This window comes from Hyalangium gracile (assembly GCF_020103725.1).
Classification (GTDB): domain Bacteria; phylum Myxococcota; class Myxococcia; order Myxococcales; family Myxococcaceae; genus Hyalangium; species Hyalangium gracile.
The window spans coordinates 275,341-302,177 of the sequence record NZ_JAHXBG010000003.1 but is presented as its reverse complement, the minus strand read 5'-3'; the positions used below and the strand labels follow the sequence as shown (position 1 = coordinate 302,177).

The window sequence follows — 26,837 nt, the reverse complement described above, 5'->3', positions numbered from 1 at the left end:
CTGGACCAGGACCCCAGCCAGCATGAGCAGACCCCGGATCGTCTTCATGGGCACGCCCGAGTTCGCCGTGGCGTCGCTCTCGGCCTGCTTCGACATCGGCGATGTGGTGGCCGTCGTCACCCAGCCGGACAAGCCCAAGGGCCGCGGCAACGCCATCTCCATCTCCCCGGTGAAGGCGCTGGCGCTCGAGCGCGGCGTGACGGTGCTCCAGCCGCAGAAGCTGCGCACCCCGCCGTTCTCCGAGGAGCTGCGCAAGCTGTCGCCCGACGTGTGCGTGGTGACGGCTTACGGGAAGATCCTCCCCAAGGACGTGCTGGAGGTGGCGCCCCACGGCAGCGTCAACGTGCACGCCTCGCTGCTGCCGCGCTTCCGCGGCGCCGCTCCCATCCAGTGGGCCATCGCCCACGGGGACTCCGAGACGGGCGTGGCCCTCATGCGCATGGACGAGGGGCTCGACACCGGACCGGTGATCGCGATGAAGCGCCTGCCCATCGCCCCGGACGACACGAGCGCCAGCCTCCACGAGAAGCTCTCCCGGCTCGGCGGGGAGATCCTCCGCGAGTCGCTCCCCGCCTATCTGCGTGGGGAGCTGAAGCCCGTGCCGCAGCCCTCCGAGGGCGTGGTGCTGGCGCCCATCATCCAGAAGGAGGACGGGCTGCTGGACTTCACCCGCCCCGCGGCGGAGCTGGAGCGGCGGGTGCGCGCCTTCACGCCCTGGCCCGGCGCCTACACCGGGCTCAATGGGACGCGGCTCAAGGTGCACCGGACGAAGCTGGGCACCGGGCGGGGAGCTCCTGGCTCCATCCTGGCGGCGGGCCCGGGTGGGCTCGAGGTGGCTTGTGGCGAGGGCTCGCTCGTGCTCCTGGACGTCCAGCCGGAGGGCAGGCGGGTGATGAGCGCCGGCGATTTCCTCTCCGGCCATAAGCTGGCGCCGGGGAGCCAGCCGTTCTCGGCTCCGGTCGAGAGCAAGGGCTGAGGGGTGTTGGAGTGAAGAGAGGAGAAGCGCGGATGGCGATGAGACTGCTGGTGCTGCACGGGCCGAACCTGAACCTGCTCGGGGAGCGGGAGGGCACCACGGGCGGACGGTTCGAGGACCTCGACAGCGCGCTTCGCGCCCGGGCCTCCAGCCACGGCCTCGAGCTGAAGATCGTCCAGTCCAACCACGAGGGCGTGCTCATCGACACCCTCCAGGCCGAGCGGCGGAACATCGCCGGCGTGGTGGTGAACCCCGCGGGGCTCTTCGGCTCGTACGCGCTGAGGGATGCCCTCGAGGCCGTGGGCGTGCCCGCCATCGAGGTCCACCTGGACGGCGCGCGCGCGAAGCAGTCCGTGCTGAAGGACGTGTGCCAGGCGCAGCTCTCCGGCAAGGGCTTCGACGCCTACCTCCAGGCGATCGATCGCCTCGCCCAGGGCGAGGCCGCCTCCGGCCGCGAGCGCGCGAAGGCCTCGGCGCCTGGGAAGGCGAAGACGATCGGCCGCAAGGCGGACGCCTCCGACGAGCCCGAGGAGCAGGCTCCCTCCAAGACGCTGGGGCGCAAGTCGGACGGGCTGGTGGTCGCGCCCGCCCGGGCCTTGGCACGCACGGCGGAGGCGGGCGGGGTGGCCAAGACGCTGGGCCGCAAGTCCCAGGCGGCAGACAAGCCCGCCAAGGGCGAGAAGACCCTGGGGCGCGGCTCGAAGGAGACGCCCGCGGCCAACCTGCTCTCCCGCGAGCTGGTCCGCCAGAAGATCGCCGACCGGCTCTCCGGCAAGCTGACCCCGAGCGGGCTGGCCACCTGGGCGCGCACGCAGTACCTGGAGGTGCAGCGAGGTGCTCCCGCCGAGAGCGGCTACCGGGACATGCTCGAGGACAGCCTGCAGACCCTCACCCTCTCCACCCTGCCCGCGAGCCGCCTCACGGATGAGCAGCTGGTGGACATGATGACCCAGCTCGAAGGATGAGCGCTCGAGCCCTCGCCATCCAGGTGCTCGCGCGCGTGCGCGCCACCGAGGCCTACCTCAACGTCGTCCTCGACACGATGCTGTCGGAGAGGCCGCTGAAGGATCCCCGCGACACGGCGCTCGCCACGGAGCTGGCCTACGGCGCCGCGCGGCGGCAGCTCTCGCTGGACTACGCCATCTCCCGGTTCGCGGACCGGAAGCTGGACTCCATGGAGGACCGGGTGCTCGCCGCCCTGCGGGTGGGGGCCTACCAGCTCTTCCACACGCGGGTGCCCGCCCGGGCGGCCGTGGCCGAGACGGTGCAGGCCCTCAAGGACCTGGGCGTCGCGCGCGCGGCGGGCTTCGTCAACGCCATCCTGCGCAAGCTGGCGGAGCTGCCGGGCCAGCCGCTGCCGCCGGAGAGCGACGTCGCCGAGTACCTCTCCGTCCGGGAGAGCCACCCCCGCTGGCTGGTGGAGCGGTGGCTGCGCCACTTCGGCCGCGAGCGCGCCGAGGCGATGCTCGTGGCGGACAACCAGACGCCGCCCATCGTCGTGCGCGCCAACACGTCGAAGGTGACGCGCGAGGCCCTGCTGACGCAGCTGCGCGAGGTGGGGCTGGACGCCCAGCCCACGGCGATGTCCCCGGTGGGCATCATCCTTCCGCCGGTGGGGCGCCTCGAGGAGGTGTACGGCTACTCCGAGGGGCTCTGGCAGGTGCAGGACGAGGCGGCGCAGCTGGTGGGCGTGTACGGAGCGATCCCGGAGACGGCGCGCGTGCTGGACGCCTGCGCGGCGCCGGGCGGCAAGGCGTGCCACCTGGCCGAGGCGCACGAGGTGGTGGCCACGGACCTGCACGCCAACAAGCTGCCGAAGATCGAGGCCGAGGCGAAGCGGCTGGGGCTCACCGGGCGGCTGCGGGCGGTGGCGCATGACGCCACGGTGCCGCTGCCGGAGGACCTGGGCGAGTTCCACGCGGTGCTGGTGGACGCGCCGTGCTCCGGGCTGGGCACGCTGCGGCGCCACCCGGAGCTGCGCTACCGCCGCAAGGAGGAGGACATCGGCCGGCTGGCCTCGCTCCAGCGCCGCATCCTGGAGAACTGCCAGGAGGTGGTGCCGCCTGGAGGGCTGCTGGTGTACGCCGTGTGCACCACGGAGCCGCAGGAGGGGCAGGACCAGGTGGAGATGTTCCTGCGCAGCCACCCCGAGTGGACGGCGGAGCCGCCGGTGCTGCCCGGGGTGAAGCTGCCCATGAACCAGGCCTCGCTGCGCACCCTGCCGGGGCCCGAGGGCTGGGATGGCTTCTTCGCCGCCCGCCTGCGCAAGCTGTACTGACGGTGGGCGGCGCAGCCTTCGGCTTCAAGAGGTCTCCAGTGGCAGCTCGAGCGTGAAGGTGGCGCCCTGGCCTGGGCCCGGACTCTCGCAGAAGAGCCGGCCCTTCATCTCCGTGGCGGCCAGGGCGCTGATGTGCAGGCCGAAGCCGTGCCCTTCCTTCTTGGTGGTGAAGCCCTGGGTGAACAGCTGGGGCAGGTGCTCCGGGGAGATGCCGACGCCGTTGTCCTCCACCTGGATGAGCATCCGTTCGCCCTCGGGCTCCCGCCGCACGTGGATGGTCAGCCGCTTGTCCTGCTGGGGGCTGTCCATCAGCGCATGGCGCGCGTTGCTCAGCAGGTTGATGAGGATCTGCAGCAGCTTGTGGCGATCCACGGAGATGGAGGGGACCTGGGCGTAGTCGCGCTCGATGCGGATGCCGTGGCGCTCGAAGGACACCGCGTGCAGGCGCAGCGCCTCGTCGATGAGCCGAGGCACGGCCACCTCCTCCACCGCGCCGGCGGCGCGCGCGTGCTTCTGCTGCATGCTGACGATGGACTTGATGTGGTCCACGCTCTCGCTCAGCGAGGCCATCTCGTGGATCATGGACTCGCGCTCCTCCTGGAGCTGATCCGACAAGGCGATGAGGTAGTGGGGCAGCTTGCGGCCCTGGGGGTCCCGCGTGAGGAAGGCGGTGAAGTCGGCGGTGTTCTCGCGCAGCAGCTGGATGGCCTTGGCCAGGTTGGTGAGCCGGGACTTGCGCAGCTGGTCGGTGAGGAGGGAGGCGGAGATGTTGACGCTGTTGAGGGTGTTGCCCACGTTGTGGAGCACGCCGGTGGCCACCTCCGCCATGCCCGCCTGACGGGAGACATCCACCAGCGTGCGGTGCATCTCGCCCAGGCGCGCCTCGGCCTCCTTCCGGGTGGTGATGTCACGGCCGAAGATGGTCATCCCCACGGGCCGGCCTTCCTCGCCCAGGATGGGGCTGAGGCTGATGTCCAGCGCCACGCGGCGCTCGCCGATGAGGTGCTCCTCCTCGACGCGCAGGCGCTCGCCCTGCATCACCTGGGAGAGGCGCAGCTCCCAGAGCCTGGCGCGCTCATGTCCGCTCGGCAGCAGCGGCTGCCCCGGGTGGAGCGGCGTGCCCAGGCGCTGCTGATACATGCGCTGCGCCGAGGAGTTGGCGGTGATCACCCGCCCCTGGGCGTCCAGCGAGATCACCACGTCATCGGTGCTCTCGATGACGCTGCTCAGCTTGCCCTCGCTCTCACGGAGCACCCTCAGCGTGCTCTCCAGCGAGTGCTGTGCCGCGTCCCGAGCGGTGCTGTTGAGCGAGCCCAGCCACCAGGCGCCCAGGAAGGCCAGCCCGCCGAAGAAGTGCGAGGGCCCGATGTGCGTGGGCGCCGCCGCATAGGCGATGCCCTGGTGCAGGAGGTAGAGCGGGAAGCACACCATCAGGGCCAGGATGAAGACCCCGGTCATGAGCAGGCCCAGGCGGGGCCCGAGCAGGTACGCCGCCAGCGCGGGCAGCAGCATGGTCGTGGCGTGCACGCTGGCGTTCGGAGACAGGGTCATGAACACGGAGCCCACCATGCCGATCCCGAGCGTCACCACGAGGACCATCGCCGGGGCCACGAGCGTGCGCGCCCCGCGGGCCACGACCAGGGTGGCGAGGTAGCCCATGGTGGCCAGGAGCGGCGGCACCGCCTTGGAGGGCGTGACCAGGGCGGACAGCAGGTACACCAGGGTGAAGAACAGCAGGAAGCTGGCGGCCCCCACGAGGAAGCGGTGACGGACGAGAGCCGTGGGCGAGGCCCTGCGCAGCTCCGGCGAGAGCAGCGAGTCCAGCCGTCTCAGGAGCCACGAGTTCTCTTCGCGGGGCGCGGGCTGCGCCCCGGGGGAGGGCGAATCCAGCTCACGGGATGGATGAGTTGCCATGATCTGAAGATGTGCTCGCTGGATGGACTGCAACCCGGTGTCGCAGATAAATCATGATCCATAAACGAGATATCACCACGCAAGTGGTCTGGAGGACGGCGAGAGGTTTTGCGCTGCCATTGCAACGCAGGATTTCTCTCATGGTCAGGAGCGGACGCTTGGGCCAGCAACCGCAAGGTCCCGCGACACCTGGATGTGATTTCGGCTGCCAGGGGATGTGTGGAGTGGGATAACCCCTACATGCCTGCTCTGTCTGTATCACTCTGTCGCACGCGCGTGCTCGGCGTGCTCATGGTCCTGCTGCCGCTGCTGGGGTGCGCCTCCCGGCAGGCCGCCGAGAGGGACGAGGCGGCCCTGGCGCTCGAGGCACCTGCGCCGCGCAAGCTCCAGTGGGGCATCGTCATCCACGGAGGCGCCGGCGTCATCCGCCGGGAGACGCTCTCGGCCGAGAAGGAGGCTGCCTACCGCGCGAAGCTCACCGAGGCGCTCCAGGCCGGGCACGCCGTCCTCGCGCGAGGCGGCTCCAGCCTGGATGCGGTGGGCGCCGCCATCCGCATCCTGGAGGACTCGCCCCTCTTCAACGCCGGCAAGGGCGCCGTCTTCAGCCACGAGGGCAGGAACGAGCTGGACGCCTCCATCATGGACGGCAGGACGTTGCGGGCGGGCGCTGTCGCGGGGCTCCATCACGTGAAGAACCCCATCGCGCTGGCGCGCAAGGTGATGGAGAACTCGCCGCACGTGATGATGGTGGGAGAGGGCGCGGAGGCCTTCGCCAGGGAGCAGGGCGTGGAGCTGGTGCCGCCCGAGTACTTCCGCACCGAGGAGCGATGGGAGCAGCTCCAGAGGGCGCTGGAGAAGGAGAAGGCCTCCCAGGGCCAGCCGCCCTCCACCCTGGGGCCGAGCCGGGATCCGGCCACCGGAGAGGAGAAGTTCGGCACGGTGGGCGCGGTGGCGCTCGATCAGGAGGGCAACCTGGCGGCGGGCACCTCCACGGGCGGCATGACGAACAAGCGCTATGGCCGCGTGGGGGACGCGCCCATCATCGGCGCCGGCACCTACGCCAGCGCGCGCTGCGCCGTCTCGTCCACGGGGCACGGCGAGTACTTCATCCGCTACACCGTGGCGCGCGACATCTGCGCTCGCATGGAGTACCAGCAGCTGCCGCTGCTGGAGTCCGCCCACGCCGTGGTGATGGACGTGCTGGTGAAGGCCGGCGGGGAGGGCGGCGTCATCGCCATGGACGCGCACGGCAACGTGGCCATGCCCTTCAACTCCCCCGGCATGTATCGCGGCTACATGGGCGAGGACGGCACGCCCTTCGTGGCCATCTTCCGGGAGTGAGCGGCTCCGGGCTCCCGGCCCCGGTGGGGGCTACTCCTCGATCTGCGCCGCCAGCTTGAAGGCGTCGAGCACCGCCGCGGACGCGCGGTCCAGGTACTTGCCCTTGCGGATGAGCAGGCCGATGGGCCGGGACACGGGCCCCTCCGCGAACGGCTTCACCACCAGCGAGCCCACCGCCACCTCCGCGTGGCAGGTGGACAGCGGGAGGATGGCCACCCCGAGCCCCATCTCCACCGCGCGCTTGATGGTCTCGACGTTGTCCATCTCCATCACCGGGTTGAGGTCCAGGTTCTTCTCGCGGAAGAGCCGGTCCAGCGCCTTGCGCGTGGGGGCCTCGCGATCGAAGGCGATGAAGGGCACGCCGGACAGGGCGGTGAGGCTCACCTTCGCCTTGCTGGCGAAGGAGTGGCCGGGCGCGCACACGATCGCCAGCTTGTCGTCGCGGAAGGGGAGGATGTCCACGCCCGCGCGCGGCTGCGGGTAGGCGACGATGCCGATCTCCGCCGCCCCGAGGATGACGTCGTCGTACACCTGATCATTGCGCCGGTAGTTCAGGCGCATGTTCACCTTGGGGTGCGTCTTGAGAAGCTGCTTCTGCACGCTCTGCAGCTCGTGCAGGCCCACCGAGTAGATGGTGGACACGGTGGAGGTGCCCTGCACCTCGGTGGACTGCTCGCGGATCTCCGCCTCCACCTCGGCGAAGCGGGCGAGGATCTCCTTGCAGCCCCGGAACAGGCGCTCGCCCGCGGGGGTGGGCGTCACCTGGCGCGCGCTGCGCGACAGGAGCTTCTGCTCGTACCGGTTCTCGAGCGCGCGGATCTGCTGGCTCACCGCCGACTGCGTCACGTGGTTGAGCTGCGCGGCGCGCGAGAACGAGCCCGTCTCCACCACGTCACAGAACATCTTCAGGGATTCAAGCTGCATAAGGGCGCCTCCTATACCGAAGGGCGAGCATTAGGCTAGGGGTAATTAGCTTTCCTTACGCCACCGCGCCATGTCGGCCGCTCGCTCGCAGGCTCCGGGGCCAGCGGCTCTCGGGGCGAGCAGGCTCAGGGCTGGGTGGGCCGAGCGGCGCGCGGGCCGAGGTAGGGGCGCAGCAGGACGTAGAGGGCGAGCGCCAGGGCGATGAGGGCTCCGCCGCACAGCGTCTGCACGCGGCCGACGTGGACCAGGGCCTCGCTCTGCAGATCGCACTCGTTCTTGCTGAGGCCCAGGCAGTCCAGCGGGAAGAAGAGACCGCGCAGTCCCAGGGCCAGCAGCCAGAAGCCACCAATGACCATGCCGGACGCGAGCCCGAGGAAGGCGGCGCGGCCCAGGAAGGAGCCAGGGGGCTGGCTGGCGCTGTCCGGAGCGGAGCTCATGCCTGGGAGCTATCACCGCTCGGCCACGAGCGCCACAACCTGCCGTATGCTGTCGGGCCATGCGAATCCTGTACGGTGTCGTTGGCGAGGGCATGGGACATGCGACGCGCTCGCGGGTGCTCCTGGAGGAACTGACCAGGGAGCACGAGGTCCACATCGTCGTCTCCGGCCGGGCGCGTGACTACCTCTCCAAGCGCTTCCAGAACGTGCACGGCATCTGGGGCTACACCCTGGCCTACGAAGGCAACTCGGTGAGCAAGTGGCAGACGCTCCTGCAGAACCTGCAGGGCGCGGTGACGGGCTGGCCGCAGAACATCCGTCAGTACTTCGAGCTGGTGGAGAAGTTCGAGCCGGACGTGGTGGTCAGCGACTTCGAGTCCTTCAGCTACATGTTCGGCAAGATGCACCGGCTGCCGGTGATCAGCGTGGACAACATGCAGATCATCAACCGCTGCAAACACGAGCCGGAGCTGCTGGCGGGCTGGGAGGACGCCTACGAGGCCACGCGGGCCATCGTGAAGGCGAAGCTGCCGGGGGCGTTCCACTACCTCGTCACCACGTTCTTCTATCCGCCGGTGCGCAAGGAGCGCACCACGCTGGCGCCCTCCATCCTCCGGCCGGAGATCCTCGAGGCCAGGTCCGAGCCCGGCGAGCACCTGCTGGTGTACCAGACGTCCACGACGAACACGCAGCTGCCGGCCATCCTCGAGCAGAGCGGGCTGCCGTGCCGCATCTACGGCCTGCGCCGGGACATCACCCAGGACGTGGTGGACGGCAACTTGATGTACCGGCCCTTCAGCGAGAAGGGCTTCATCGATGACCTGCGCACGGCGCGGGCGGTGGTGGCCGGCGGCGGCTACACGCTGATGAGCGAGGCGGTGTACCTGCGCAAGCCCCTGCTCTCCATCCCGGTGGAGGGGCAGTTCGAGCAGGTGATCAACGCGCTCTACCTGGAGAAGCTCGGGTACGGGATGTACACGAAGCAGCTCACGCTGGAGGCGCTCAAGGAGTTCCTGTCCCGCGTGCCGGCGTGCCAGGAGTCCCTGAAGGGCTACGCGCAGGAGGGCAACACGAAGATCCTCGCCGCCCTGCGCGAGCAGCTCGCCCGCGCCTTCGAGCACCGGGGCCACTGGCGCGCGGAGATGTCGGAGCTGGACTGAGGCTCGTGGAGGGGCCAGCGGCCTCCTCGCCCGTCGCTCGGCGAGGAGGCGGACAGGCGCCCGCCGCGCCTCGAATCGTCACGCCCGAGGGGCTTCCCTGCTTGCTGCGACTCCCGGTCGTCCCAACCGTTAACGGACAGACAGGGAAGGAGGGAGGCACCATGGTGAAGGAACCGAAGCTTCGAGAGGGCTACGGAGGCACGAGCGAGCAGCGCCAGCGCAGCCTGCACAACGACAACTTCTCCGAGCGCGCCCCGCGCAACCCCGAGGAGCTGGAGGCGGCGCGGAGCACGCCCGAGAAGGACACGCAGGTGGTGACGGTGTACCCGCTCGCCGCGCAGGAAGAGGACGAGAAGTAGCGGCGGCTCCTCAGCGGAAGAGCCTGGAGAACAGCCACACCAGGGCGGACTCGGTGGCGGTGTCGCCGAGCCGGTCTCCACCGACGTTCGACTGCTCGCTGGGGCGCGCCTTCGTCAGCTCCGCGGTGAAGGGCGCTGCGTCCGCGGGAGCACAGCTTCCGCAGTAGGCCCGTCCCTCCCAGACGAAGGCGTGCTCGGGCCTGAGGTGGCGCTCGCATGTGGCGCAGCGAGAGGGCGCGGCGGGTTGGACCTGGGGGCTCGGGTCCAGCCCGTCGTCTCGGTGGACCGCGGCGGTCTCGTGGAGCTGCTCCAGCTCGCCGGCATCCAGCGCCACGCCGCCGCACCCGCCGCACACGTCCAGCTTGATGCCGAACGCCTCCAGGACGGCCAGCGGCGCGCTGCCACACCGAGGGCACGTGGGCGCCGTGCGGCCGCACTCGGGACAGCTCGGCACGTACTGGAGCCGGGCGCTGCAGCCCTTGCACTCCCCGGGCTGCCCCTTCGCGCGCCGCGGCAGCGCCTCCGAGCCCGCGCGGCCCATCACCTTCGCGACGAACTCACTCTCGAGCCAGACGGCGCCACATGCCTCGCAGTCCTCACGCGCAAGCCCGTTGAGAAAGCTGGCGCGCATCCGCTCCTGGCAGAAAGGACAAGCACTCATGGACGGGAGCCTAGCGTCTCCGCCTCGGGCCGCAGGGTTTCCCCTGGAGGGACCCACATCCCAGGACACGGACCCACGAGGGCTCCATGAAACGGATCCATGTGCGGATTGACTCCGCTGCTTCCGACTTCCACGATCGGCCCCATGCCTGGAAAGTCCCCTCGATCTGCTCTCTCAAAACTGATTCTGACTTCTCTTCTCATTACACTGGTGGGCTGCGTGGGAGATCCTCCCGACGGGCCTCATCTGGATCCGGGAAGCGGCGCGGATGGCGGGCCGAACGGGAACCCGGATGGTGGGCCGAACGGCAATCCGGATGGCGGCCCGAACGGCAATCCGGATGGCGGGCCCATTCCCCTGGGGTGTGGTGACCGGGCGATCCAGGCCGGCGAGGCCTGTGATGACGGCAACAAGAACGGCGGCGACGGCTGCGCGGCGGACTGCAAGGCCATCGAGTCCGGCTGGTTCTGCGACACGGCGGGCGCATCGTGCATCCGCAACGTGTGCGGCGACGGGCGCACCGGGTCGACGGAGGCGTGCGACGATCGCAACACCACCTCCAACGACGGCTGCAGCGCGACGTGCACCATCGAGGCGGGCTGGACGTGTCCGCCCGGCGGAGGCCGCTGCAACGCCGCCAGGTGCGGCGACGGCATCATCGCCGGTGACGAGGACTGCGAGGACGGGGACAACCCGCCTACCGCCGGAGATGGGTGCAGCGCCACCTGCCGTCTGGAGCGCGGCTACAAGTGCGAGACCCCCGGCTCGCCCTGTGTCACCACCACCTGCGGCGACACCGTGGTGGAGGGGACCGAGCAGTGCGACGACGGCAACAACAACATGGGCGATGGCTGCTCGCCGCTGTGCGTCCGTGAGCCCGTCTGCAACGATGGCACCTGCACGGCGGTGTGTGGAGACGGGGTGATCCTGCCCGGTGACACCACGGAGCAGTGCGACGACGGCAACCTGCGCCCCAACGATGGCTGCTCGCCCACGTGCAAGTACGAGCCGGGCTTCAGCTGTCAGACGATCGAGGAGCAGCCGCCGGCCTTCGTCGAGATCCCCATCGTGTACCGGGACTTCATCGGCCAGGACAGCCAGGTGACCGGTAACAACCTCGTGCACCCGGACTTCAACTCCAAGGGCGGCGATGATCGAGGCGCGGTCAATACCCAGCTCGGCGCGAACGGCAAGCCGGTCCTGGCTCGCTCCAGCACCGGCACCATCACGAGCGCGGCGTCCTTCGCGCAGTGGTACGTGGACACGCAGAACGTCAACAAGACCGTCGTCTCCACGCTGAGGCTGGACCGGCAGCAGAGCGGCGGCGCGTACCAGTTCTCGAACAACAACTTCTTCCCGCTCGACAACCTGGGCTGGGTGGCCTCCGGGCACGAGAAGCGCCTCACCAACAACCACAACTTCAGCTTCACCAGCGAGGTGCGCTACTGGTTCGAGTACAAGGGCACCGAGGTGCTGGAGTTCATCGGCGACGATGACGTCTGGGTGTTCATCAACAAGAAGCTGGCCGTGGACCTCGGCGGTGTCCACGGGGCGCAGACGGGCAGCGTCACGCTGTCGCAGCGGGCGGACCTGGGGCTCACGGTGGGCAAGGTCTACGAGGCCGTGGTGTTCCAGGCCGAGCGCCACACCACGCAGTCCAACTACAAGCTCACCCTCACCAACTTCGTCACCCGCCGCACCGAGTGCAAGAACACCTGCGGCGACGGCATCGTCCAGGCGCCCGAGCAGTGCGACAACGGGACGAACACCGGTGGCTACGGCCAGTGCGCCCCGGGCTGCATCTATGGGCCGCGCTGTGGTGACGGCGTCGTCCAGCCGGAGGGTGGCGAGGACTGCGACGACGGCAACACCAACAACAACGACGCCTGCAGCAACGTCTGCCAGATCATCTTCGGCTGACGAAGGCCGAGGTGGCGCGGAGCCGCACCGCGCCACCTCTATTAGGTAGATGAAGCGGACCGCCGGGCCGCGAGGCGCTACAGCGTGGCGAGCACCTCGCGGGCCTGGGGCGGCCGCATGGGCCGGTTGTAGACGGCAGCGCCCGGCTGCTGGTGCTTGCCGCCCACCGCCAGCGTGCCCGTGTCCACCGCCGCGAAGCCGACCTGCTCGATGAGCCTGGACACGGCCTGCTTGGCCTCGGCGTCATCGCCGGCGATGAACAGCACCAGGCGCTCGTCCAGCGGGGCGCCTGGCTTGCCGTCCTCGCCCAGCGTCTTGAACCACATGGTGTTGAACGCCTTCACCAGCCGAGCGCCGGACAGGTACCGGGCGATGAACTCGCTCGAGGTGTGGCCCTGGAAGTCGAGCTCGCCATCGCGCTGCGAGTAGTAGTTCATCGCGTCGATGACGATCTTCCCGGCGAGCTGGGCGCGCGGCAGCGAGCCATAGGCCTTGAGGGGGATCGCGACGAGCACCACCTCGCCGAACGCGGCCGCCTCCTCCACGGTGGTGGCGCGCGCCTGGGGCCCGAGCTGCTGGACCCGCTCCTTCAGTGACTGCGGACCCCGCGAGTTGCTGAGCGCCACCTCGTGGCCCGCCTGGACGAAGAGACGCGCTGCCGTGTCGCCGATGTGTCCTGAACCGATGATGCCGATCTTCATGGGTGCCTCCCTGCTAGGCCGCCGGCAGCCATAGCCCAAGGGGACCCGGCCGCGCAGCGTTTACCTCCAGGGAGGCGGCTCACCGATCGCGAGAGGACGGGAAGTCCCGAGGGTCGGGGCTCCCTGGAACACTCAGTGGATGGAGACCTCCGTCTCGTTGTTGCGCTCGGCGGCCCGGCGAGACAGCTCCGTGAGCCACGAGCGCGTGAGCGGCGTCTCGCTCTGGCTACCGGTGAAGCGCTCCTGGGAGCTCTCCTGCGGCAGCCACCGGTTCACGTACGCCAGCAGGGACGCGGTGAGGTTGGGCGCGAGCGCGCGCGCCAGCACCCCGAGCTTCGCCGGCAGGCCGACGAGCACCTCGGCGTCTCCGCGTCGGCACGCCTCGACGATCTTCCGCGCCGCGCGCTCGGCGTTCATGGAGAAGCCGGGCAGCGAGTCGCTCACGAAGAACCACGCGTACTCCTTCTCGTGGTCACCCTTGAAGGTGGCGTTGGGCGGGCTGCCGGTGCGCATCAGGCCGGGACACACCGTCGTCACCAGGATGCCGTCCTGCGCCAGCTCCGCGCGCATGCCGTCCGACAGGCCCACCAGCGCGAACTTGCTGGCGCTGTAGGGCACCATGTGCGGCACGCCGAGCTTCCCGCCGATGGAGGAGATGTTGACGATGCGGCCCTCGCCGCGCCGCTTCATCTCCGGCAGCACCGCCAGCGTGGCGTACAGCGGGGCCCACAGGTGCGTCTCGATGGCCTCCTTGAAGTCCTCCATCGTCATGGACTCGAGCGGGCCCGTCTGGATGATGCCGGCGTTGTTCACCAGCACATCCACCGCGCCGAAGCGCTCGTGCACCGCGGCGACCATGGCCTCCACCTGCACCGGGTCCTTCACGTCGCAGGGGACCGCGAGCACCTCCGCGCCCAGGCGCTCCAGGTCCGCCAGCGCCCGCTCGAGCGTGGCCTCGTCCCGGCCGCAGATGGCCACCCGCGCCCCTTCCTTCGCGAAGTCGCGGGCGAGGATGAGGCCCAGGCCTCGCGAGCCGCCGGTGATGAGCACCGTCTTGTCCTTGAAGCTCATCCGCGGGCGCAGCAGGGCCCGGAGGCCGAGCGCGGCGCCGATTCCGGCCGCGGTCAGTGTGCCCAGGGTGAAACCGGTGGACTCCTTGGTGTGGCGCTCGGCCATGGGTCAGGCTCCGTGAGGGTGTGCGGGTGGTGGCTGCGGCTCAGGGGGCGAACGCTCCGGTGTTCGCGTCGGGCCCGGTGAGGCGCTCGAGAATCATCCGGACATCGCGCAGCTGCTCGGGCGTGAAGGCGTTCAGCCGGAGGATGCCCTGCGTGTCGAAGACCAGGTAGCCGGGGTGCGAGTCCACGCCGTAGGCCTGGGCCATGGAGCCATCATCCACCGCGATGGGGTGGCGCAGCCCGTAGCGGCGCGCGAAGGCCTCCACGGCGTTGGTGTCCCTCAGCTCGGCCTCCGAGTGCGTCACGTCCACGCCGATGACCACGAGCCCCCGGGGGCCGTAGTCGCGTATCCACTCCTGGACCTGGGCGAGCTGGCCCACGCAGGACTCGCAGTCCATGGACCAGAAGTGGAGGAGGACCGGGCGACCGTGCAGCTGCGAGACGTGGACAGGGGAGTTGATCCAGCCCCCATCCGGATCGAGCAGCGTGAGGGGGACGTAGTGCTCATCATCCAAGGCCATGGGAACGCTCCGCGAAAAGACGTTGGACCGGATGTGACTCAAGCTATGCATCGGGGGCCGGCGTCCCCCATGCCGGCGCCAGGATGGGCTCGCCTGCCTGGGTGGAGGGGGAGAGGAAGCGCCCGAGCAGCCGAGCAGGCTTGAGGGCGCAGGAGGCCCGGACGTGCGCATCCCTGACTTCAAGCTGGAGCGGTACTTCGCGCGGTGGGAGTTCTCCGCGCCCTACCTGCTGTGCACCTCGGACATCGAGGGCTGGCGCATGGCGGACCTGCTGGCGCTGGCGGACCCCGAGGCCCGGGCGCGCTGGGAGTCACTGACGCTCGGCTACACCGAGTCCACCGGCCTGCCGGCCCTGCGCGAGGCCATCGCGGGGCTCTACCCGGGGGTGGCCGCCGAGCAGGTGCTGACGTTCGCCGGCGCGGAGGAGGCGGTGTTCGTCCTGGTGAACGTGCTGCTGGGGGCGGGGGACCACGCGGTGGTGACGTGGCCGGGCTACCAGTCCTTATATGAGGTGGCGCGGGCGACGGGGGCGGAGGTGACGCTTCTGCCGCTGCGCGAGGAGGACGGCTGGGCGCTGGATATGGACGCCGTGCGCCGGGCGCTCCGGCCGAACACGCGGCTGATGGTGGTGAACTTCCCGCACAACCCGACGGGCTCGTTGCCGGAGCCGGCCGTGTTCGAGGAATTGTGCGCGCTGGCCGAGGAGCGCGGGGTGTACCTGCTGTCGGACGAGGTGTACCGCCTGCTGGAGCTGGCTCCGGCGCGTACGCTGCCGGCGGCGGTGGAGCGAACCGCGCGGGGCGTGAGCCTGGGGGTGATGTCCAAGGCCTTCGGGCTGGCGGGGCTGCGGGTGGGCTGGCTGGCGTGCCGGGACGCGGAGCTGCTGCGTCGGTGCGCGGCCTACAAGGACTACACCACCATCTGCAACAGCGCTCCGAGCGAGGTGCTGGCGCTCATCGCCCTGCGGGCCCGGGAGCAGGTGCTCGCGCGCAGCCGCGCCATCCTGGAGGAGAACCTGAAGCGGCTGGATGCCTTCTTCGCGCGCCATGCGGAGACGTTCCGCTGGGTGCGGCCTCGGGCGGGCAGCGTGGCCTTCCCGCGCCTGCTGCGGGACATGCCGGTGGCCACCTTCTGCCAGGAGCTCGTGGAGCGCGAGGGCGTGCTGCTGCTGCCGGGGGATGTGTACGAGTTTCCGGGCAACCACTTTCGCATGGGGCTCGGGAGGACCCAGTTGCCGGAGGCGCTCGCGCGGCTGGAGCGCTTCTGCGAGGCGACGTTCCGCTGAGATCCTCATTGGTTGGAGCTGCCCGGCCAGGGCTGAGCCCTTGGCGCGGACTTGTCCCCAACTGGTATGACAAGCAGACCAGTTCGCAGAGACCGCGCCCGGCAGGAGGGTGGACCGGAGGCGTCTAGCCCGCCTCGACGAGCGCGGCGAGCTGGTCGAGTGACAACCGCCAGCCGAGCTCGTTGTCTTCGGGGGCCAGGCCACTCGGCAACCCGTCGTGCACGGCGAGGAGCTCGGTGCCTCCGTCCACATCGGAGAGCGTCGTGGTGATCGTCATCTCGCCGCGCATCGCGGGGTTGTCCGTCTCGAACTCGAGCACCTCGACCACCTGCTCGTTGGGGACGAGCCTGGCGAAGTGGCCGTGGTACGTGTCGGTCTGCGAGGTCGTCTTGCCGGTGTCGGTGGGCGCGTCGTACGTGAGGGAGATGCGGAACCGGCCCCCTTCGCGGGCGTCGAACTCATGCACGTGGCAGCTCATGCCGGGCGGCACCTTCCATGTCGCCACCGCGCGTGCATCGATGAGCGCGCGATAGACGACTTCCCGGGGGGCTTTCATGTGGCGGCGGATGCGGGTCGAGCTCATGCCCGGACACTACTCATTCGAGAGGGTCCGTCAGTACCCCATCCGCTCAACTCCGCGTAACGACGGAGCCGGCCCAGGCTCATTCGCGATGACGCGCCGAGCCAGAGAATTCTCGACAAACACAATCTTCGTGTGTCTCGATTTTTCAGGAGATGGAAACGTAGAGTGCGCCCGCTCCGTTGCCTGGGCCGCGTCCAGGCAGGAGCACTGTCTCGCCAACCCCCCGAGCCGGAGGCGCTCGTATGAAGACGCTGTTCAGCGCAGTCCTCGTCGCAGTCACGGTCCTCGTCGCTCCAGAGGCATCCGCCACCAACTACACGCTGTGGATCCACGGCCGGAACAGCGGCGGCACGCAGCCCGGCAACTATGGCGACTTCCGCTACTGGGGCCCGAGCACTACCGCCGCGGGCGTGAACAAGAAGGCCGTCAACTGGAGGGGTGACCAGCGCATCGGCACCGAGAACTACCGGATCCGCGACGCCCTGGACTGCTTCTGCACCGGCAACAACTGGTGCTACATCGCCGTGCACAGCGCGGGCAACCTGCAGATCGGCTACGCGCTGTCGCTCTACGGCGGCTCCGCGCGCTACAAGAAGAACGCCACCCCCAACTCCAGCGGCGTGTGCGGCAACACGGACGGCACCACGCAGACGGGCTGGAACATCCGCTGGGTGGACGTGGCCTCGGGCGCCGGTGGTGGCAGCGAGCTGGCCGACCACGGTGACTGGGCCATGAGCGAGCCGCTGGTCTCCGATCTGGTCACCACCACGGCGCGCGCGATGTACAACCACAACACGACGCGCTCGGTGTGGTTCTACATGTTCGCCGGCTCCAAGGGCACGGCGTACTCCGGCATCCTCCCCGGCCAGGATGACGAGGCCGTCTCCTACCACTCCACCGGTGGCGTGTCGGGTACCTCGGGTGGCTCCTACTGCAACCCCGGTGACTGGTTCTGCGGCGGCACGCTGAACACGGGCACCAACGCCTGCAGCGATGGCCGCGCGAAGTGGAGCTACCACACGGTGGAGCTGCGCGATGACGGTGAGTCCTACAACCACTACGCCAACGGCAACTGGGGTGGCATCGTCGGCCCCGTTCGCGTGGACATCGATACGTACGCCAAGTAGGCCCACGCCATGGCTGTGAACTCCCCCGCTCCTGCTCCTGCCTCCCGTTCACGTCGCGCGCTGTGGCTGCTGGCGCTCGTGCCGCTCATGCTCGGCGGGCTGTGGTGGGGCGGGGGGGCGGAGGAGCCCGGGCCGGACGAGGCGGCAGGTGCCTCGTCCACGCCGGCGCCCTCTCGGTCCTCGGGCTCGGGAGCAGCCAAGTCCGTTGTAGCCGCTGCTCCCGTGGCTCCTGGCAAGGGGCCGGCTCCGGCGGCGCCGTCTCGTTCCCGAGAGGAAGAGGAGCGCGAGGCGAAGCGCGCGCTGTGGGAGAAGCGGCTCGAGCGGGCGAAGTTCTCGCTCGAGTCGTACGTCGCGGGCACGCGCTACCCGCCCGAGTCCCGGCCCATCCGCGAGCATCCGGATCAGGAGCAGCTGGCCTCGCCGGAGCGCACGCAGCCGCTCGAGCGCGACAGCTCGGATGTGCAGCTCAAGCTGAAGCAGGAGAAGGTCTTCGTCGCCGGGGACGAGGTGGTGCACTTCTACGTCGGCTGCGAGAACGTCTCCCGCCAGCCGCTGCCCTGCCAGGTGACGAACGCCTCGGCGCACGAGGCCGAGCATGCGCTGGGCGGCCAGGCGCCCCTGGCGGCGGTTCCGCTGTCCTTCGTGGACGATGGCACCCAGGGAGATGTGCTGGCCCGGGATGGAACGTCCACCGCGAGCTTCCAGCCGTCGAAGCAGGGCTTCCCGATGTTCTCGGGCACGCTGCGCGTCTCGTTCCAGGTGCGCTCGGGCAGTGCCGAGGGGAGCGCCTTCTTCGACATCCTTTATACGCCGGCGCCGCCGGCGCGCTTCACTGGCAAGGTACGCGAGGCGGTGGAGCATGGCTCGCTCCACCTCTATCTGGGGCTCCAGGTGCGCACGGCCGGCCGCTACGTGGTGGCGGGGCGCGTGGATGACGAGGCGGGAATGCCCTTCGCCTACGTCTCCTTCAACGAGGAGCTCCCGGCGGGGGCGCAGGAGGTGGAGTTCGTGGTGTTCGGCAAGCTCATCCTCGACGAGGCGCCCACCTTCCCGTTGAAGCTGCGCGATGTGGAGGGCTTCCTGCTCAAGGAGCGCGGAGATCCGGACCGCGAGCTGCTGAACACGCTGCAGGGCTATGTGCACACCACGCGCGAGTACCCCACGACGGTCTTCTCCGCCGAGGAGTGGCAGAGCGAGGAGCGCTCCCGCTACATCAACCGGTTCACCGAGGACGTGAAGGAAGCCCAGCAGGAGCTGGATGCCCTCGCGGGGCGGCCGGGTTCTCCCTGAGAGCTTCGCGCTCGCCCTAGGCTTCCTCGTCGTCGACTTCCGTCGCGTCGAAGCGCTCTTCCACCGTCAGCGCGCGCACCATCGCGGCGGTGAGCAGGGGATCTCCCGGCTCCGTGCCACCCACGAACAGGCTCAAGCCGGACTCACGCGCCTGGGCCATCGCCTCCTCGGGCGACAGGCTCTGCGAGCAGACCTGTCCGTAGATGTCGTCATTGGCCAGCACGGCCACGGCCCACGCCGCGCTGGAGGCATAGCGCGCCGGCACCGCCTCAGGTGGCGTCTCCGCCGGCAGGACGTGACCGAAGAGGGCCTGTCCTCGAGCCTGAAGCGTCGGCGCGATCTCCTCCCACGCGAAGGCTCCCACTGCGCCTCCCACGAGCAGCACGCTCAGCACCTGCGCGCGGTCGATCGAGTCCAGGCCCTGGAACTGCTCCACCCACTCTGGGGTGCCGAGCAGGGCCGTCCAGGCAGCTCCGAGCCCCTCCACCTCACCTCGGAAAAGGAGCGGCAGGAGATCTTCCAGCAGCGCGGATGCCTCCTCCGAGAGCTGTCCGAGCCTCCCCGCGTAGAGCTGCGTCAGCGCCGCGACCACCTCGCCGATCGCATCCGGCGCCAGCCCGAGCCCCGGAATACCGAGCACCTCTCCGGCCAGCGCCCCCAGCGGCAGCTTCCCCCCCGCGCAGAGGCCATCCACCGTCCGGGAGACCTTCCGCAGGATCACCCTCGCCGCGTTCACCCCGACCGGGCCTCCCAGCGCCATGCCGAGCTGGAGCACGCTCGTGGACAGCAGCTCGCGCGCCACGCCACCCACCGCGTCGCCGGTTCCCGGGGGCTGCTCCTGCCGAGCCAGCACGTCCTCCGTGAAGGGCCCCAGGTTCTGGCAGAAGGCCTGGTGCTGGAGCCCCCCGAGCACGAGGAGTTGCGCCACCTGCTGTGGCTCCGTCTCGGTCTCGAGCCGCTTCGAGAGCGCCCGGATCCCCTCCGACGCCAGCGTGGCGAAGGCCTGCCGCTGGGCCTTCACGGGGGAGTCGTCCAGCGCCGCCCCGAAGGCGTCGTCCGCCAGTGAGCCCAGGATCCGCATGGCCCGAGCCGGCGGCAGCCCCTCGGGAACGAGCCCGGCGATGGACTGCGCATCCACGGGCTGCGCGAGCGCCGCCAGCTCCGGGATATGGGGAACCAGTGCCTCGGGGAAGCGCGCCACGGGAGCCACCTGCTCCGGGGGAAACGCCTGGAGCGCCAGCTGCGCCTCGTGGGCCGTCACGCTGGTGAGGTTGCCCCCGGCCGGCCAGAGCAGCGGCACGGGCAGCTCCCGCCGCAGCAGGAAGAAGGAGAGGTTGGCCAGGCGCTGCTCGGGCGGCAGCTGAGGATTGCCCAGGAGCTGCTCGCCCATCGTGTCCGAGAGGAGCTGCTCCCACTGCGCCGCGTCCTGCTCACGCGGCTCGCCCTCGGACGGGTAGCGCAGCGTCGCGAGGCAGGCCACCAGCCCCGCGCGGAACTCCGGGGTCTGGAGCGCGCGGGCATCGGCCTGGACGAAGGCCTGGGTGACGAGGGTGTCCGTGGACGGCTCCCGCGGCAGCTCCGCCACCGAGCGCAGCAGCAGGCCCATGAGCGAGGGCCCGGAAGGCACGGGCTTGTCGGATGAGCTCTCCATCAGGACTGCATCACGGACCGCACGAAGTCCGCGAGCTGGGCCTCTCCCACGTGGTGGAGGAAGGCGTACGAAGCCTGGGGACTGGCCGAGGCCGCCAGCGCCGCGCCGCGAGACCAGGCGGCGGCATCCGGAACGTCGCCCGTCCGGCTCCGCTCATGGAACGCGGTGGCCACCTGCGCCTGCATCTCCGGCGTCCCTCGCCGCGCCACCAGGCTGGCCACGTCCAGCGGGCTGCGTCCCTCGGCCAGCGTGCCCTCGGGACCGAACTGCGCCTCCAGCTCCTCGGCGCTGAGCGGCACCGAGTCCTCGGTGGCCCGGAGCAGCTGCGCCATCGGCTCGCCCGCGCCGGGGAGATCATCCAGCGACGGCATGAAGGCGTCCGAGCCCGGGACGTCCGCCTCGGGCTCTCCTTCCACCGGGAGATCATCCAGCGACGGCATGAAGGCATCGTCCGTCGTCCCAGCCTCATCCAGCTCGGAGGAGGCGTCCTGGCTGGCCAGCTCGGTGAGGATCTCATCCCGCGCTTCGCCCTCGGGCATCGCCAGCACGAGCTCCACATCGTTGCGAGACAGGGTCGCGGCTCGAGACAGGTCCGTGTGCTCGCGCTCCCACTCCGAGGCGTCCGTGAAGCGCTTCTCCGGAGCCTCCGGGTCGGTGACGCTGCCGTCCGCGTGCTGCACCACCGAGCGGCCGCCCTCGCCGTCCTGCCCCGAGTAGAGCAGCACCGAGTCCTCCTCGCCGGCCAGCTCGAAGGCCTTCTCCAGATCAGCGGTGGCGGTGAGGCCCGGACGGGTGCCGCTGCCCGGAGCCTGCTCCGCCTGCTGCGCCGGAGTGGCCGGAGATTGGGTGCGCCCCGCCTCCCAGTAGCGCTTGGGCGGGGGAGGGATGTTCGTCCCGAGCAGGTGCTGGTAGCGCGGCAGCCGGGCCTGGAAGTCGCTCCTCCCCGTGTAGGCGCTCAGCGGGTCCTGGTTCCTTCGCGCACGCCCGGCCAGGCTCGGGGCGTGGGCGTCCAGCAGGGAGCGCTCGGCCTCCTCGGCGGACTGGAAGTCACTGTGGTCCGAGAACCCACGCCGCACCGGCTCCACCGGCGCGGTGGGCTTGTGGCGGATGGGCGCGGTCACCTCATAGCGCGCCCACGACACCGCGGAGGAGGAGATCCCTGAGAGCAGACGGCGGATGGAGGACATGGGTTTGCCTCGGGCGGACGGACGACGGGCTGCATCCGCATTCTCATGCCGAACCCAGGAAAGTTGCTACCTTGAGCCGCGGGCCTCGCTCTCCTAGTGGGAAACTGGGGCCCACGGTCGGCATGGGGTATAGAGTCCCCAGCCCTGTTATTCTTGGAGCGTCCACGCTGGGGCGCGTGGCCCCCCGGCCGTCGAGTCGTTTCGCATGCTTGGAGGTGGTCCCCCGCTTGCTGTCCCGGGGGGAACGAGGAGGACGGTATGCGAATCGAGAGCGCGGGACAGACACACGTCGGCAGACGCGCCCACAACGAGGACGCCTACTGCATCCGGACGGATCTCGGCCTGTACGTCGTCGCCGATGGCCTCGGAGGCCAGGCGGGCGGAGAGGTGGCCAGCCGCTGTGTCGTGGACGCCTTCTCCGAGTCGGGCGAGCGCCTGCTCCGTGGCACGGAGACCCCCTGGCCCCAGCACGACCCCGAGCGCAGCCGCGAGGAGAACCTGCTGGTGGCCTGCACCGCCACCGCCCAGCGCGAGCTGCTCTCGCGGCGCGTGGGGTACCTGCGGGACATGGGCTCCACCGTCGTCGCGCTCGCCGTGGGCGAGAAGGGCGCCGCCGTGGCCCACGTGGGCGACAGCCGCCTCTACCGGCTGCGCAGCGGTGAGCTCGAGGCGCTCACCAAGGACCACTCGGTGACCGAGGAGCTGCGCGCCGCCGGGCTCGCGCCGCCTCCGCGAGGCCAGAGCGCCTTCGGCCACATCATCACCCGCGCCCTGGGCACCGACCGCTCGGAGCCCACCGTGCAGCGGCTGGAGCTGCGCCCCGGGGACGTCTACCTGCTGTGCTCGGACGGCCTGTACGAGCCGCTCGGGCCGGATGGCATCATCGCCGGCCTGTCCCGGCCGAGCCTCACCGAGGCCTGCAACACCCTGGTCACCGGCGCCTTCGACGCGGGCGGTCGCGACAACATCACCGCCGTGGTGGTGCGCGTGTCCGCGGCCTGGTCGCCTGCGCAGGGGCTGATCTAGCTCCGCTCGCCGAGAAGACGGCGTCCAGCTCGTCGGGCTCGAGCACCAGGGCCAGCAGCGCGTCCACGCACTGGTGGCTCTCGATGGGGTGCCGCAGGGGCAGGTGAGGGTGCACCTGATAGCGGTTGCGCCGTCCGGCCCTCACCCGCGTCAGGTAGCCGCTCTCCTCGAGATCCGCGACGATCTTCTGCACCGCGCGCTCGGTGATGCCCACCTTGTCCGCCACCTCACGCATGCGCACCTCGGGATCCATCGCGAGGCACAGCAGCACGTGGGCGTGGTTCGTCAGGAAGGTCCAGGTGGACTCCTGGACGACAGCGGCTCCGGTGCGAGGGCTCATGGCCATGTATATAAGTCGCGCGCCCTCGCTGCGCGGGCTGGCTACGCGCCGAGCGTGGCCTTGATGCGCTCGAGCAATTCCTTCTCCCCTTGCGCGAAGGAGCCGTCGGAGACGGCCAGGGCCCGGGCGGCCTCGAGCACATCATCCGGACGGGTGCGCAGCACCGCGATGTCGGGCTCGGGCAGGGGCCCGCCGGCCCGGAGCTTCTCCAGCAGCGACTGGAGCTCCGGCTCCGGCACGTTCCAGCTGCGACCCAGGCCGAAGATCACCAGCCGCTCGGCGTGGTTGAGCTGGCGGTCACTCCAGGCGATCTGGAGCAGCAGCTTGATGACCTCGATGTTGAAGCGGTCCTCGGGAGAGAGCGTCATCCATGGCCTCTGGGCAAGAGCGGGATGACTCTATACCGGGGGACGGACGCCCGGGGCCGTCTCTCGCTCCAGGAGGGCCTCAGGCGCCCGGGGTGTTCACCACCGTGGGCTGCGGCGCCTGCTGCACGGGGAGGGCGGCCGGGGCCTGCGTCTCCTCCGGAACGGAAGGCGGCGTCACGGGGACGACATGGACGGCGGGCTGCGTGTCCCCCGGGACCTGCGCCGCGGCGGGCGCGACGGCGTTGGCCGGCACCGTGGCCGGAGCCTCGGCCTGGGGCTGCACGGCGGGCTGCACGTCGGCCCTGGCCTGCACCGAGGCCTTCACCTCGGCCGGAGCGTCCACCTTCGCGACGGCGGGCAGGCGCCGAGGCGGCACCACGACGGGCGGCGGAACGGGGCACTGGGTGCAGGGCCCGCGCAGCGGCACCGAGAGCACCTGGCCGATGCGCAGCAGCGTGCCGCGGATCCGGTTCGCGTTGCGCAGCGCGTTCACCGTGGAGTTGTAGCGCATGGCGATGGCGCCCAGCGTGTCGCCCTTGCGCACCCGGTGCATGGCGATGTTGTGCTCCGGCTGCAGCGCGAGCAGCGGGGCGATCCGGCGGCCCAGCTCCTGGGCGCGCGGGTTGAAGAAGCGCACGTGGAAGTGGTCGCGGTGGCCGCGCGCGTGCTTGATGATCGAGCCCTCGCCCGCGTGGAACAGCGAGTCGAGCCACGCCTTGTCCTCGCCGCTCTTGAGGGCATGGTCGTAGAGCACCTTCTGGACGCGGCGATCGACGAGGATGACCTGCACGTCGGTGAGGGTGACGAGCGCCCGGACGAGGGCCCAGTTCATCGCGGGATCGATGTACTTCTCGCGAGCGCGGGCCCGGACGGCATTGCCGCCGGGGTAGTAGAAGCCCAGGTCCACGTCCCGGCCGTTCTGGTGGCTCTTGTGGGGGCGGAGGTAGCCGCCATCCTTGGCGCTGAGCTGGTTCACGCGCAGCAGGGGCGCCTGGGGGTAGCGCGTCCGCAGCTCGCGGATCACCTGGGTGAGGTAGTCGACCGTCTCGGTGGTGGTCCACGCCTTGTCGGGCGAGACGACGATCCAGTCCTCGCCGGACGGGAAGCGCACGCTGTTCACCATGCGGCCGCTGTGCACGAAGCCCACGGACACCGAGCCCAGCGCGGCGGGGTTCTCCTTCCACAGCCGCTGGAGTTCCTCGTCGGGGAGGTCGGCGGTGTACTGCACCTCGGGCGTGCCGGCGGGGACGGTGGACGACTCGGCCTCGTCGCCCTCGGTCGAGTCGAACCCGTCCACGGCGGCGCCGCTGTCGTCATCGGCCTCGCCGTCAGCGCCCTCCGCGCCGTCCTCCACGAGGGCGGCCTGCTCCTGGGCGGCGCTGTCGACCGCGGCCTGGGCGAGGCTGCTCGCCTCGGCGGGACTGGACGCGCCAGGTGTCGTCGCGGACGGCGAGGCGACAGGCGCCGTCACCGCGTCGGCAGGCTGGGCGCGAGCCGAGGCAGAGGTGTTGGGAGCAACGTGCGCGGCACAGGCGGCGCACAGCAGCAGCGGGAGACAGGGCAGTAAACGCACGCGGGCGAAGGATTACCCGAAATCGGACAAACCTGAAGCGAACGTCCCTCGGAAATGGTCACTGAGTGGCAGAGCAGGCAGGCAGGCAGGCCTGGGAGGTGCCCATCCCCGGTGCTTGCGTGGACGCGGAGTTCTGGCCTGTCGCCCGAGCGTGTGCCCCAATGTGCTCGTGGCCGAGCTCCCCCCGTCACCCCCGGTTCCTGATCAGGTGCCTCCGTCGCCGGAGCAGGGCGGGCCGGAAGCCATGGGCCGCCAGTTCTTCATCTGGGCGCTGGTGGCGGGCTTCATCCCCGTCTTCGGGCTGCCCGTGGTCTGGGGCCTCGTCCTGTTCGGGAGGGGGAGCGGTGCGAGCCTCACCGCCCGGCGCTGGTCTCGGCGGCTGCTGGCCCTGGCCGTGCTGGACACCCTGGTGGCGGTGGCCTCCTTGCACCTGGGAGTGATGGCGAAGCGAGGGACGGAGCACGAGGGCGTGCGTCGGGAGCGCCAGGTCGTGCCGGCGGAGAGCGCCTCGCTGGCGTCTCCTCCCCGAGGGCTGTTCGAGCCCGTCACGTCGGAGGAGCGGGCGCTCCCGCGAGAAGCGCGCAAGGACTGGATCGGCACGGCCCTGGTGATGGTGGTGCTGGTCGTGCTCTGGGCCGTGGGACGGAGGCGCGGCGCGGATCCGCGGCCGCTCGGGGTACTGGCGGTGCTCGTCATCGCGGGGCTCGGAGCCCTGGTGACGATGCGCGGGCTCTCGGCGCTGCTCGGCGGCCCCTCGCGAGGCGGCATGTTGCTCGGCGTGTGGGCGCAGGCCCTGCTGCTCCTGCTTGCGGCCTGGTGGCTCGTGAGGCGTGGCCCGCCTGGGAGCGAGGCGCCCGGGCGTGGCTGGCTCCACACGTACTTCGTGAGCCTGGGGCTGTTCGTCGCGCTGGGGATGCGCGTGTTGATGTTGCTGTCCTGGCTCTCGCAGGCCCTCGCGGTCTCGCCCGAGAAGAACGCGCACCCCTTGATGGAGATGGCCCGGCAGGGACCCATGGGGGCGCTGGGCTGGGTGTTGCTCGTCGTCCCGGCGGCCCTGCTCGCGCCCGTGGGCGAGGAGCTGCTGTTCCGAGGCGTGCTGCTGCCGTGGCTGGGCGGGTGGATGGGACGCGTGGCGGCGCTGGTCCTGAGCGCCGGCCTGTTCGCGTCACTCCACCTCTTCTATGGCGTGTTCGCCGTGTGGATCTTCTTCCTGGGGCTCATGCTGGGCTGGGCACGGCTCACCAGTGGAGGGCTGCGAGTCCCCATCCTCCTGCACGCCACCGTCAACAGCTTCGGGCTGCTGATGCTCGCGCGCAGCCTCGCGGGTTGAGCCTACCGCGTGAGGCGAGGGTCGCTGCCCTGGCTCTCGTCCGCGCGCAGGGGAATCCACCAGCGCTCACCGCCAGAGAGCCCCTCGCGCGGGCTGTAGTAGACGGCCACCGCGCGGCCGAGCAGGTTCTCGCGAGGGACGAAGCCCCAGCTGCGGCTGTCAGCCGAGTTGCCCCGATGGTCTCCCAGGACCAGGTAGTGCCGCGAAGGGATCTCCACCTCCCTCATCGGAGGCCCCTGGTAGGGCTCGGGGTGGAGCGGGTGGGGCGCGCCCGGAAGGAATTCGATGCGCGCATCCTCCTGAGTGAATCCCTGGGGCACGCGCTGGCCATTGAGGATGAGGCTCTGGCCGTCGAAGGCGATGCGGTCCCCCGGCAGGCCGACGAGGCGCTTGACCAGCACCGCGCCGTCCACCGGCGAGTCGAAGACCACCACGTCTCCACGCTGGGGAGCCTTCTCGGTGAGCCAGACGTGGGTGAGCGGGAGGCGCAGGCCGTAGGCGGACTTGTCCACCGCGAGGCGGTCACCCACCTGGAGCGTGGGCTCCATGGAGCCCGAGGGCACATGGTAGTGGTCCGCGAAGCTGCCACGGCCCACCAGGATGATGACGAAGAAGGCGAGATCGCCCAGGTACTTCAGCCACCGCTTCGAGGGCTGCTTCGGGTTGGCACGTGCCATCCTTGCCTCCTCCGCTTCTCGGGACACGTTCCT

At 70.3% G+C, this 26,837-nt stretch carries 26 protein-coding genes; 12 read left to right on the top strand and 14 right to left on the bottom strand.

Going from position 1 to position 26,837, the window contains the following annotated elements:
* Positions 1-22: 22 nt before the first annotated feature.
* From fmt to rsmB, 3 genes are read left to right on the top strand one after another with little or no spacing between them, the layout of a single operon-like run.
* Positions 23-976 (top strand): methionyl-tRNA formyltransferase, encoded by a 954-nt coding sequence (gene fmt / locus KY572_RS07930; protein WP_224241885.1) that lies wholly within the window; start codon positions 23-25, stop codon positions 974-976.
* 38 nt (positions 977-1,014) lie between these two features.
* On the top strand, positions 1,015-1,941 hold the full coding sequence (locus tag KY572_RS07925) for a type II 3-dehydroquinate dehydratase (RefSeq protein ID WP_407659914.1): 927 nt from the start codon (positions 1,015-1,017) through the stop codon (positions 1,939-1,941).
* Positions 1,938-3,254 carry a 16S rRNA (cytosine(967)-C(5))-methyltransferase RsmB gene (rsmB, locus tag KY572_RS07920; RefSeq protein WP_224241883.1) on the top strand — a complete coding sequence of 439 codons (1,317 nt, stop codon included), beginning with the start codon at positions 1,938-1,940 and terminating at the stop codon, positions 3,252-3,254. Before KY572_RS07925 ends, rsmB begins: the two co-directional genes overlap by 4 nt.
* A 24-nt stretch (positions 3,255-3,278) precedes the next feature.
* Here rsmB and KY572_RS07915 read toward each other — a convergent pair whose 3' ends face one another.
* The gene (locus tag KY572_RS07915; protein ID WP_224241882.1) at positions 3,279-5,168 is read right to left on the bottom strand and encodes a two-component system sensor histidine kinase NtrB; all 1,890 of its coding nucleotides are present in this window, start codon (positions 5,166-5,168) and stop codon (positions 3,279-3,281) included.
* Positions 5,169-5,408: 240 nt separating this feature from the next.
* Here KY572_RS07915 and KY572_RS07910 point away from each other — a divergent pair, with 240 nt between their 5' ends.
* The gene (locus KY572_RS07910) at positions 5,409-6,509 is read left to right on the top strand and encodes an isoaspartyl peptidase/L-asparaginase family protein (RefSeq protein WP_224241881.1); all 1,101 of its coding nucleotides are present in this window, start codon (positions 5,409-5,411) and stop codon (positions 6,507-6,509) included.
* A gap of 30 nt (positions 6,510-6,539) precedes the next feature.
* Here the strand turns inward: KY572_RS07910 and KY572_RS07905 are convergent, their stop codons facing one another.
* Complete coding sequence (locus KY572_RS07905) at positions 6,540-7,433, bottom strand: LysR family transcriptional regulator (RefSeq protein ID WP_224241880.1); 894 nt, start codon at positions 7,431-7,433, stop codon at positions 6,540-6,542.
* 125 nt (positions 7,434-7,558) lie between these two features.
* Entirely contained in the window at positions 7,559-7,870 is a 312-nt protein-coding gene (locus KY572_RS07900; RefSeq protein WP_224241878.1) for a hypothetical protein, read from the bottom strand.
* 59 nt (positions 7,871-7,929) lie between these two features.
* Between KY572_RS07900 and KY572_RS07895 the strand changes: the two genes are divergently transcribed.
* Entirely contained in the window at positions 7,930-9,030 is a 1,101-nt protein-coding gene (locus KY572_RS07895) for an MJ1255/VC2487 family glycosyltransferase (RefSeq protein ID WP_224241877.1), read from the top strand.
* A gap of 161 nt (positions 9,031-9,191) precedes the next feature.
* Entirely contained in the window at positions 9,192-9,389 is a 198-nt protein-coding gene (locus KY572_RS07890; RefSeq protein WP_263451476.1) for a hypothetical protein, read from the top strand.
* Positions 9,390-9,399: 10 nt separating this feature from the next.
* On the opposite strand, the gene KY572_RS07885 is transcribed toward KY572_RS07890, so the two are convergent.
* Positions 9,400-10,020 (bottom strand): TFIIB-type zinc ribbon-containing protein, encoded by a 621-nt coding sequence (locus tag KY572_RS07885; RefSeq protein WP_224241875.1) that lies wholly within the window; start codon positions 10,018-10,020, stop codon positions 9,400-9,402.
* A gap of 174 nt (positions 10,021-10,194) precedes the next feature.
* Here KY572_RS07885 and KY572_RS07880 point away from each other — a divergent pair, with 174 nt between their 5' ends.
* Entirely contained in the window at positions 10,195-11,970 is a 1,776-nt protein-coding gene (locus KY572_RS07880) for a DUF4215 domain-containing protein (RefSeq protein ID WP_224241873.1), read from the top strand.
* A 77-nt stretch (positions 11,971-12,047) separates the two neighbouring features.
* Here the strand turns inward: KY572_RS07880 and KY572_RS07875 are convergent, their stop codons facing one another.
* The 3 genes from KY572_RS07875 to KY572_RS07865 all read right to left on the bottom strand — a co-directional run bounded on the left by KY572_RS07875 (position 12,048) and on the right by KY572_RS07865 (position 14,367).
* On the bottom strand, positions 12,048-12,671 hold the full coding sequence (locus KY572_RS07875) for an NADPH-dependent F420 reductase (RefSeq protein WP_224241871.1): 624 nt from the start codon (positions 12,669-12,671) through the stop codon (positions 12,048-12,050).
* A 132-nt stretch (positions 12,672-12,803) separates the two neighbouring features.
* On the bottom strand, positions 12,804-13,847 hold the full coding sequence (locus tag KY572_RS07870; protein WP_224241869.1) for an SDR family NAD(P)-dependent oxidoreductase: 1,044 nt from the start codon (positions 13,845-13,847) through the stop codon (positions 12,804-12,806).
* Between the two features lie 40 nt (positions 13,848-13,887).
* Positions 13,888-14,367 (bottom strand): TlpA disulfide reductase family protein, encoded by a 480-nt coding sequence (locus KY572_RS07865; protein WP_224241867.1) that lies wholly within the window; start codon positions 14,365-14,367, stop codon positions 13,888-13,890.
* Positions 14,368-14,530: 163 nt separating this feature from the next.
* Between KY572_RS07865 and KY572_RS07860 the strand changes: the two genes are divergently transcribed.
* Positions 14,531-15,652 carry an aminotransferase class I/II-fold pyridoxal phosphate-dependent enzyme gene (locus KY572_RS07860; RefSeq protein ID WP_224241866.1) on the top strand — a complete coding sequence of 374 codons (1,122 nt, stop codon included), beginning with the start codon at positions 14,531-14,533 and terminating at the stop codon, positions 15,650-15,652.
* Positions 15,653-15,776: 124 nt separating this feature from the next.
* Here the strand turns inward: KY572_RS07860 and KY572_RS07855 are convergent, their stop codons facing one another.
* Entirely contained in the window at positions 15,777-16,235 is a 459-nt protein-coding gene (locus KY572_RS07855) for an SRPBCC family protein (RefSeq protein ID WP_224241864.1), read from the bottom strand.
* A gap of 242 nt (positions 16,236-16,477) precedes the next feature.
* Between KY572_RS07855 and KY572_RS07850 the strand changes: the two genes are divergently transcribed.
* A complete protein-coding gene (locus KY572_RS07850) occupies positions 16,478-17,362 on the top strand; it encodes a hypothetical protein (protein WP_224241862.1) in 885 nt (294 codons plus the stop codon).
* Positions 17,363-17,371: 9 nt separating this feature from the next.
* The gene (locus tag KY572_RS07845) at positions 17,372-18,652 is read left to right on the top strand and encodes a choice-of-anchor X domain-containing protein (RefSeq protein ID WP_224241860.1); all 1,281 of its coding nucleotides are present in this window, start codon (positions 17,372-17,374) and stop codon (positions 18,650-18,652) included.
* A gap of 16 nt (positions 18,653-18,668) precedes the next feature.
* On the opposite strand, the gene KY572_RS07840 is transcribed toward KY572_RS07845, so the two are convergent.
* Positions 18,669-20,303, bottom strand: a complete 1,635-nt coding sequence (locus tag KY572_RS07840) for a hypothetical protein (protein ID WP_224241857.1) — start codon at positions 20,301-20,303, stop codon at positions 18,669-18,671.
* Entirely contained in the window at positions 20,303-21,490 is a 1,188-nt protein-coding gene (locus KY572_RS07835) for a hypothetical protein (RefSeq protein WP_224241855.1), read from the bottom strand. Before KY572_RS07835 ends, KY572_RS07840 begins: the two co-directional genes overlap by 1 nt.
* 258 nt (positions 21,491-21,748) lie before the next feature.
* Here KY572_RS07835 and KY572_RS07830 point away from each other — a divergent pair, with 258 nt between their 5' ends.
* The gene (locus tag KY572_RS07830) at positions 21,749-22,516 is read left to right on the top strand and encodes a PP2C family protein-serine/threonine phosphatase (RefSeq protein ID WP_224241854.1); all 768 of its coding nucleotides are present in this window, start codon (positions 21,749-21,751) and stop codon (positions 22,514-22,516) included.
* On the opposite strand, the gene KY572_RS07825 is transcribed toward KY572_RS07830, so the two are convergent.
* From KY572_RS07825 to KY572_RS07815, 3 genes are all read right to left on the bottom strand, one after another.
* Positions 22,458-22,856, bottom strand: a complete 399-nt coding sequence (locus tag KY572_RS07825) for a helix-turn-helix transcriptional regulator (RefSeq protein WP_224241853.1) — start codon at positions 22,854-22,856, stop codon at positions 22,458-22,460. The two genes, KY572_RS07830 and KY572_RS07825, sit on opposite strands and share 59 nt — an antisense overlap.
* A 41-nt stretch (positions 22,857-22,897) precedes the next feature.
* The gene (locus KY572_RS07820) at positions 22,898-23,224 is read right to left on the bottom strand and encodes a tellurite resistance TerB family protein (RefSeq protein ID WP_224241852.1); all 327 of its coding nucleotides are present in this window, start codon (positions 23,222-23,224) and stop codon (positions 22,898-22,900) included.
* 79 nt (positions 23,225-23,303) lie between these two features.
* A complete protein-coding gene (locus KY572_RS07815; RefSeq protein WP_224241851.1) occupies positions 23,304-24,797 on the bottom strand; it encodes a LysM peptidoglycan-binding domain-containing protein in 1,494 nt (497 codons plus the stop codon).
* 244 nt (positions 24,798-25,041) lie between these two features.
* On the opposite strand from KY572_RS07815, the gene KY572_RS07810 reads away from it, so the two are divergent.
* Positions 25,042-26,127 carry a CPBP family intramembrane glutamic endopeptidase gene (locus KY572_RS07810; RefSeq protein ID WP_224241850.1) on the top strand — a complete coding sequence of 362 codons (1,086 nt, stop codon included), beginning with the start codon at positions 25,042-25,044 and terminating at the stop codon, positions 26,125-26,127.
* A gap of 2 nt (positions 26,128-26,129) precedes the next feature.
* On the opposite strand, the gene lepB is transcribed toward KY572_RS07810, so the two are convergent.
* On the bottom strand, positions 26,130-26,804 hold the full coding sequence (lepB, locus tag KY572_RS07805; RefSeq protein WP_224241849.1) for a signal peptidase I: 675 nt from the start codon (positions 26,802-26,804) through the stop codon (positions 26,130-26,132).
* Between the last annotated feature and the right edge of the window lie 33 nt (positions 26,805-26,837).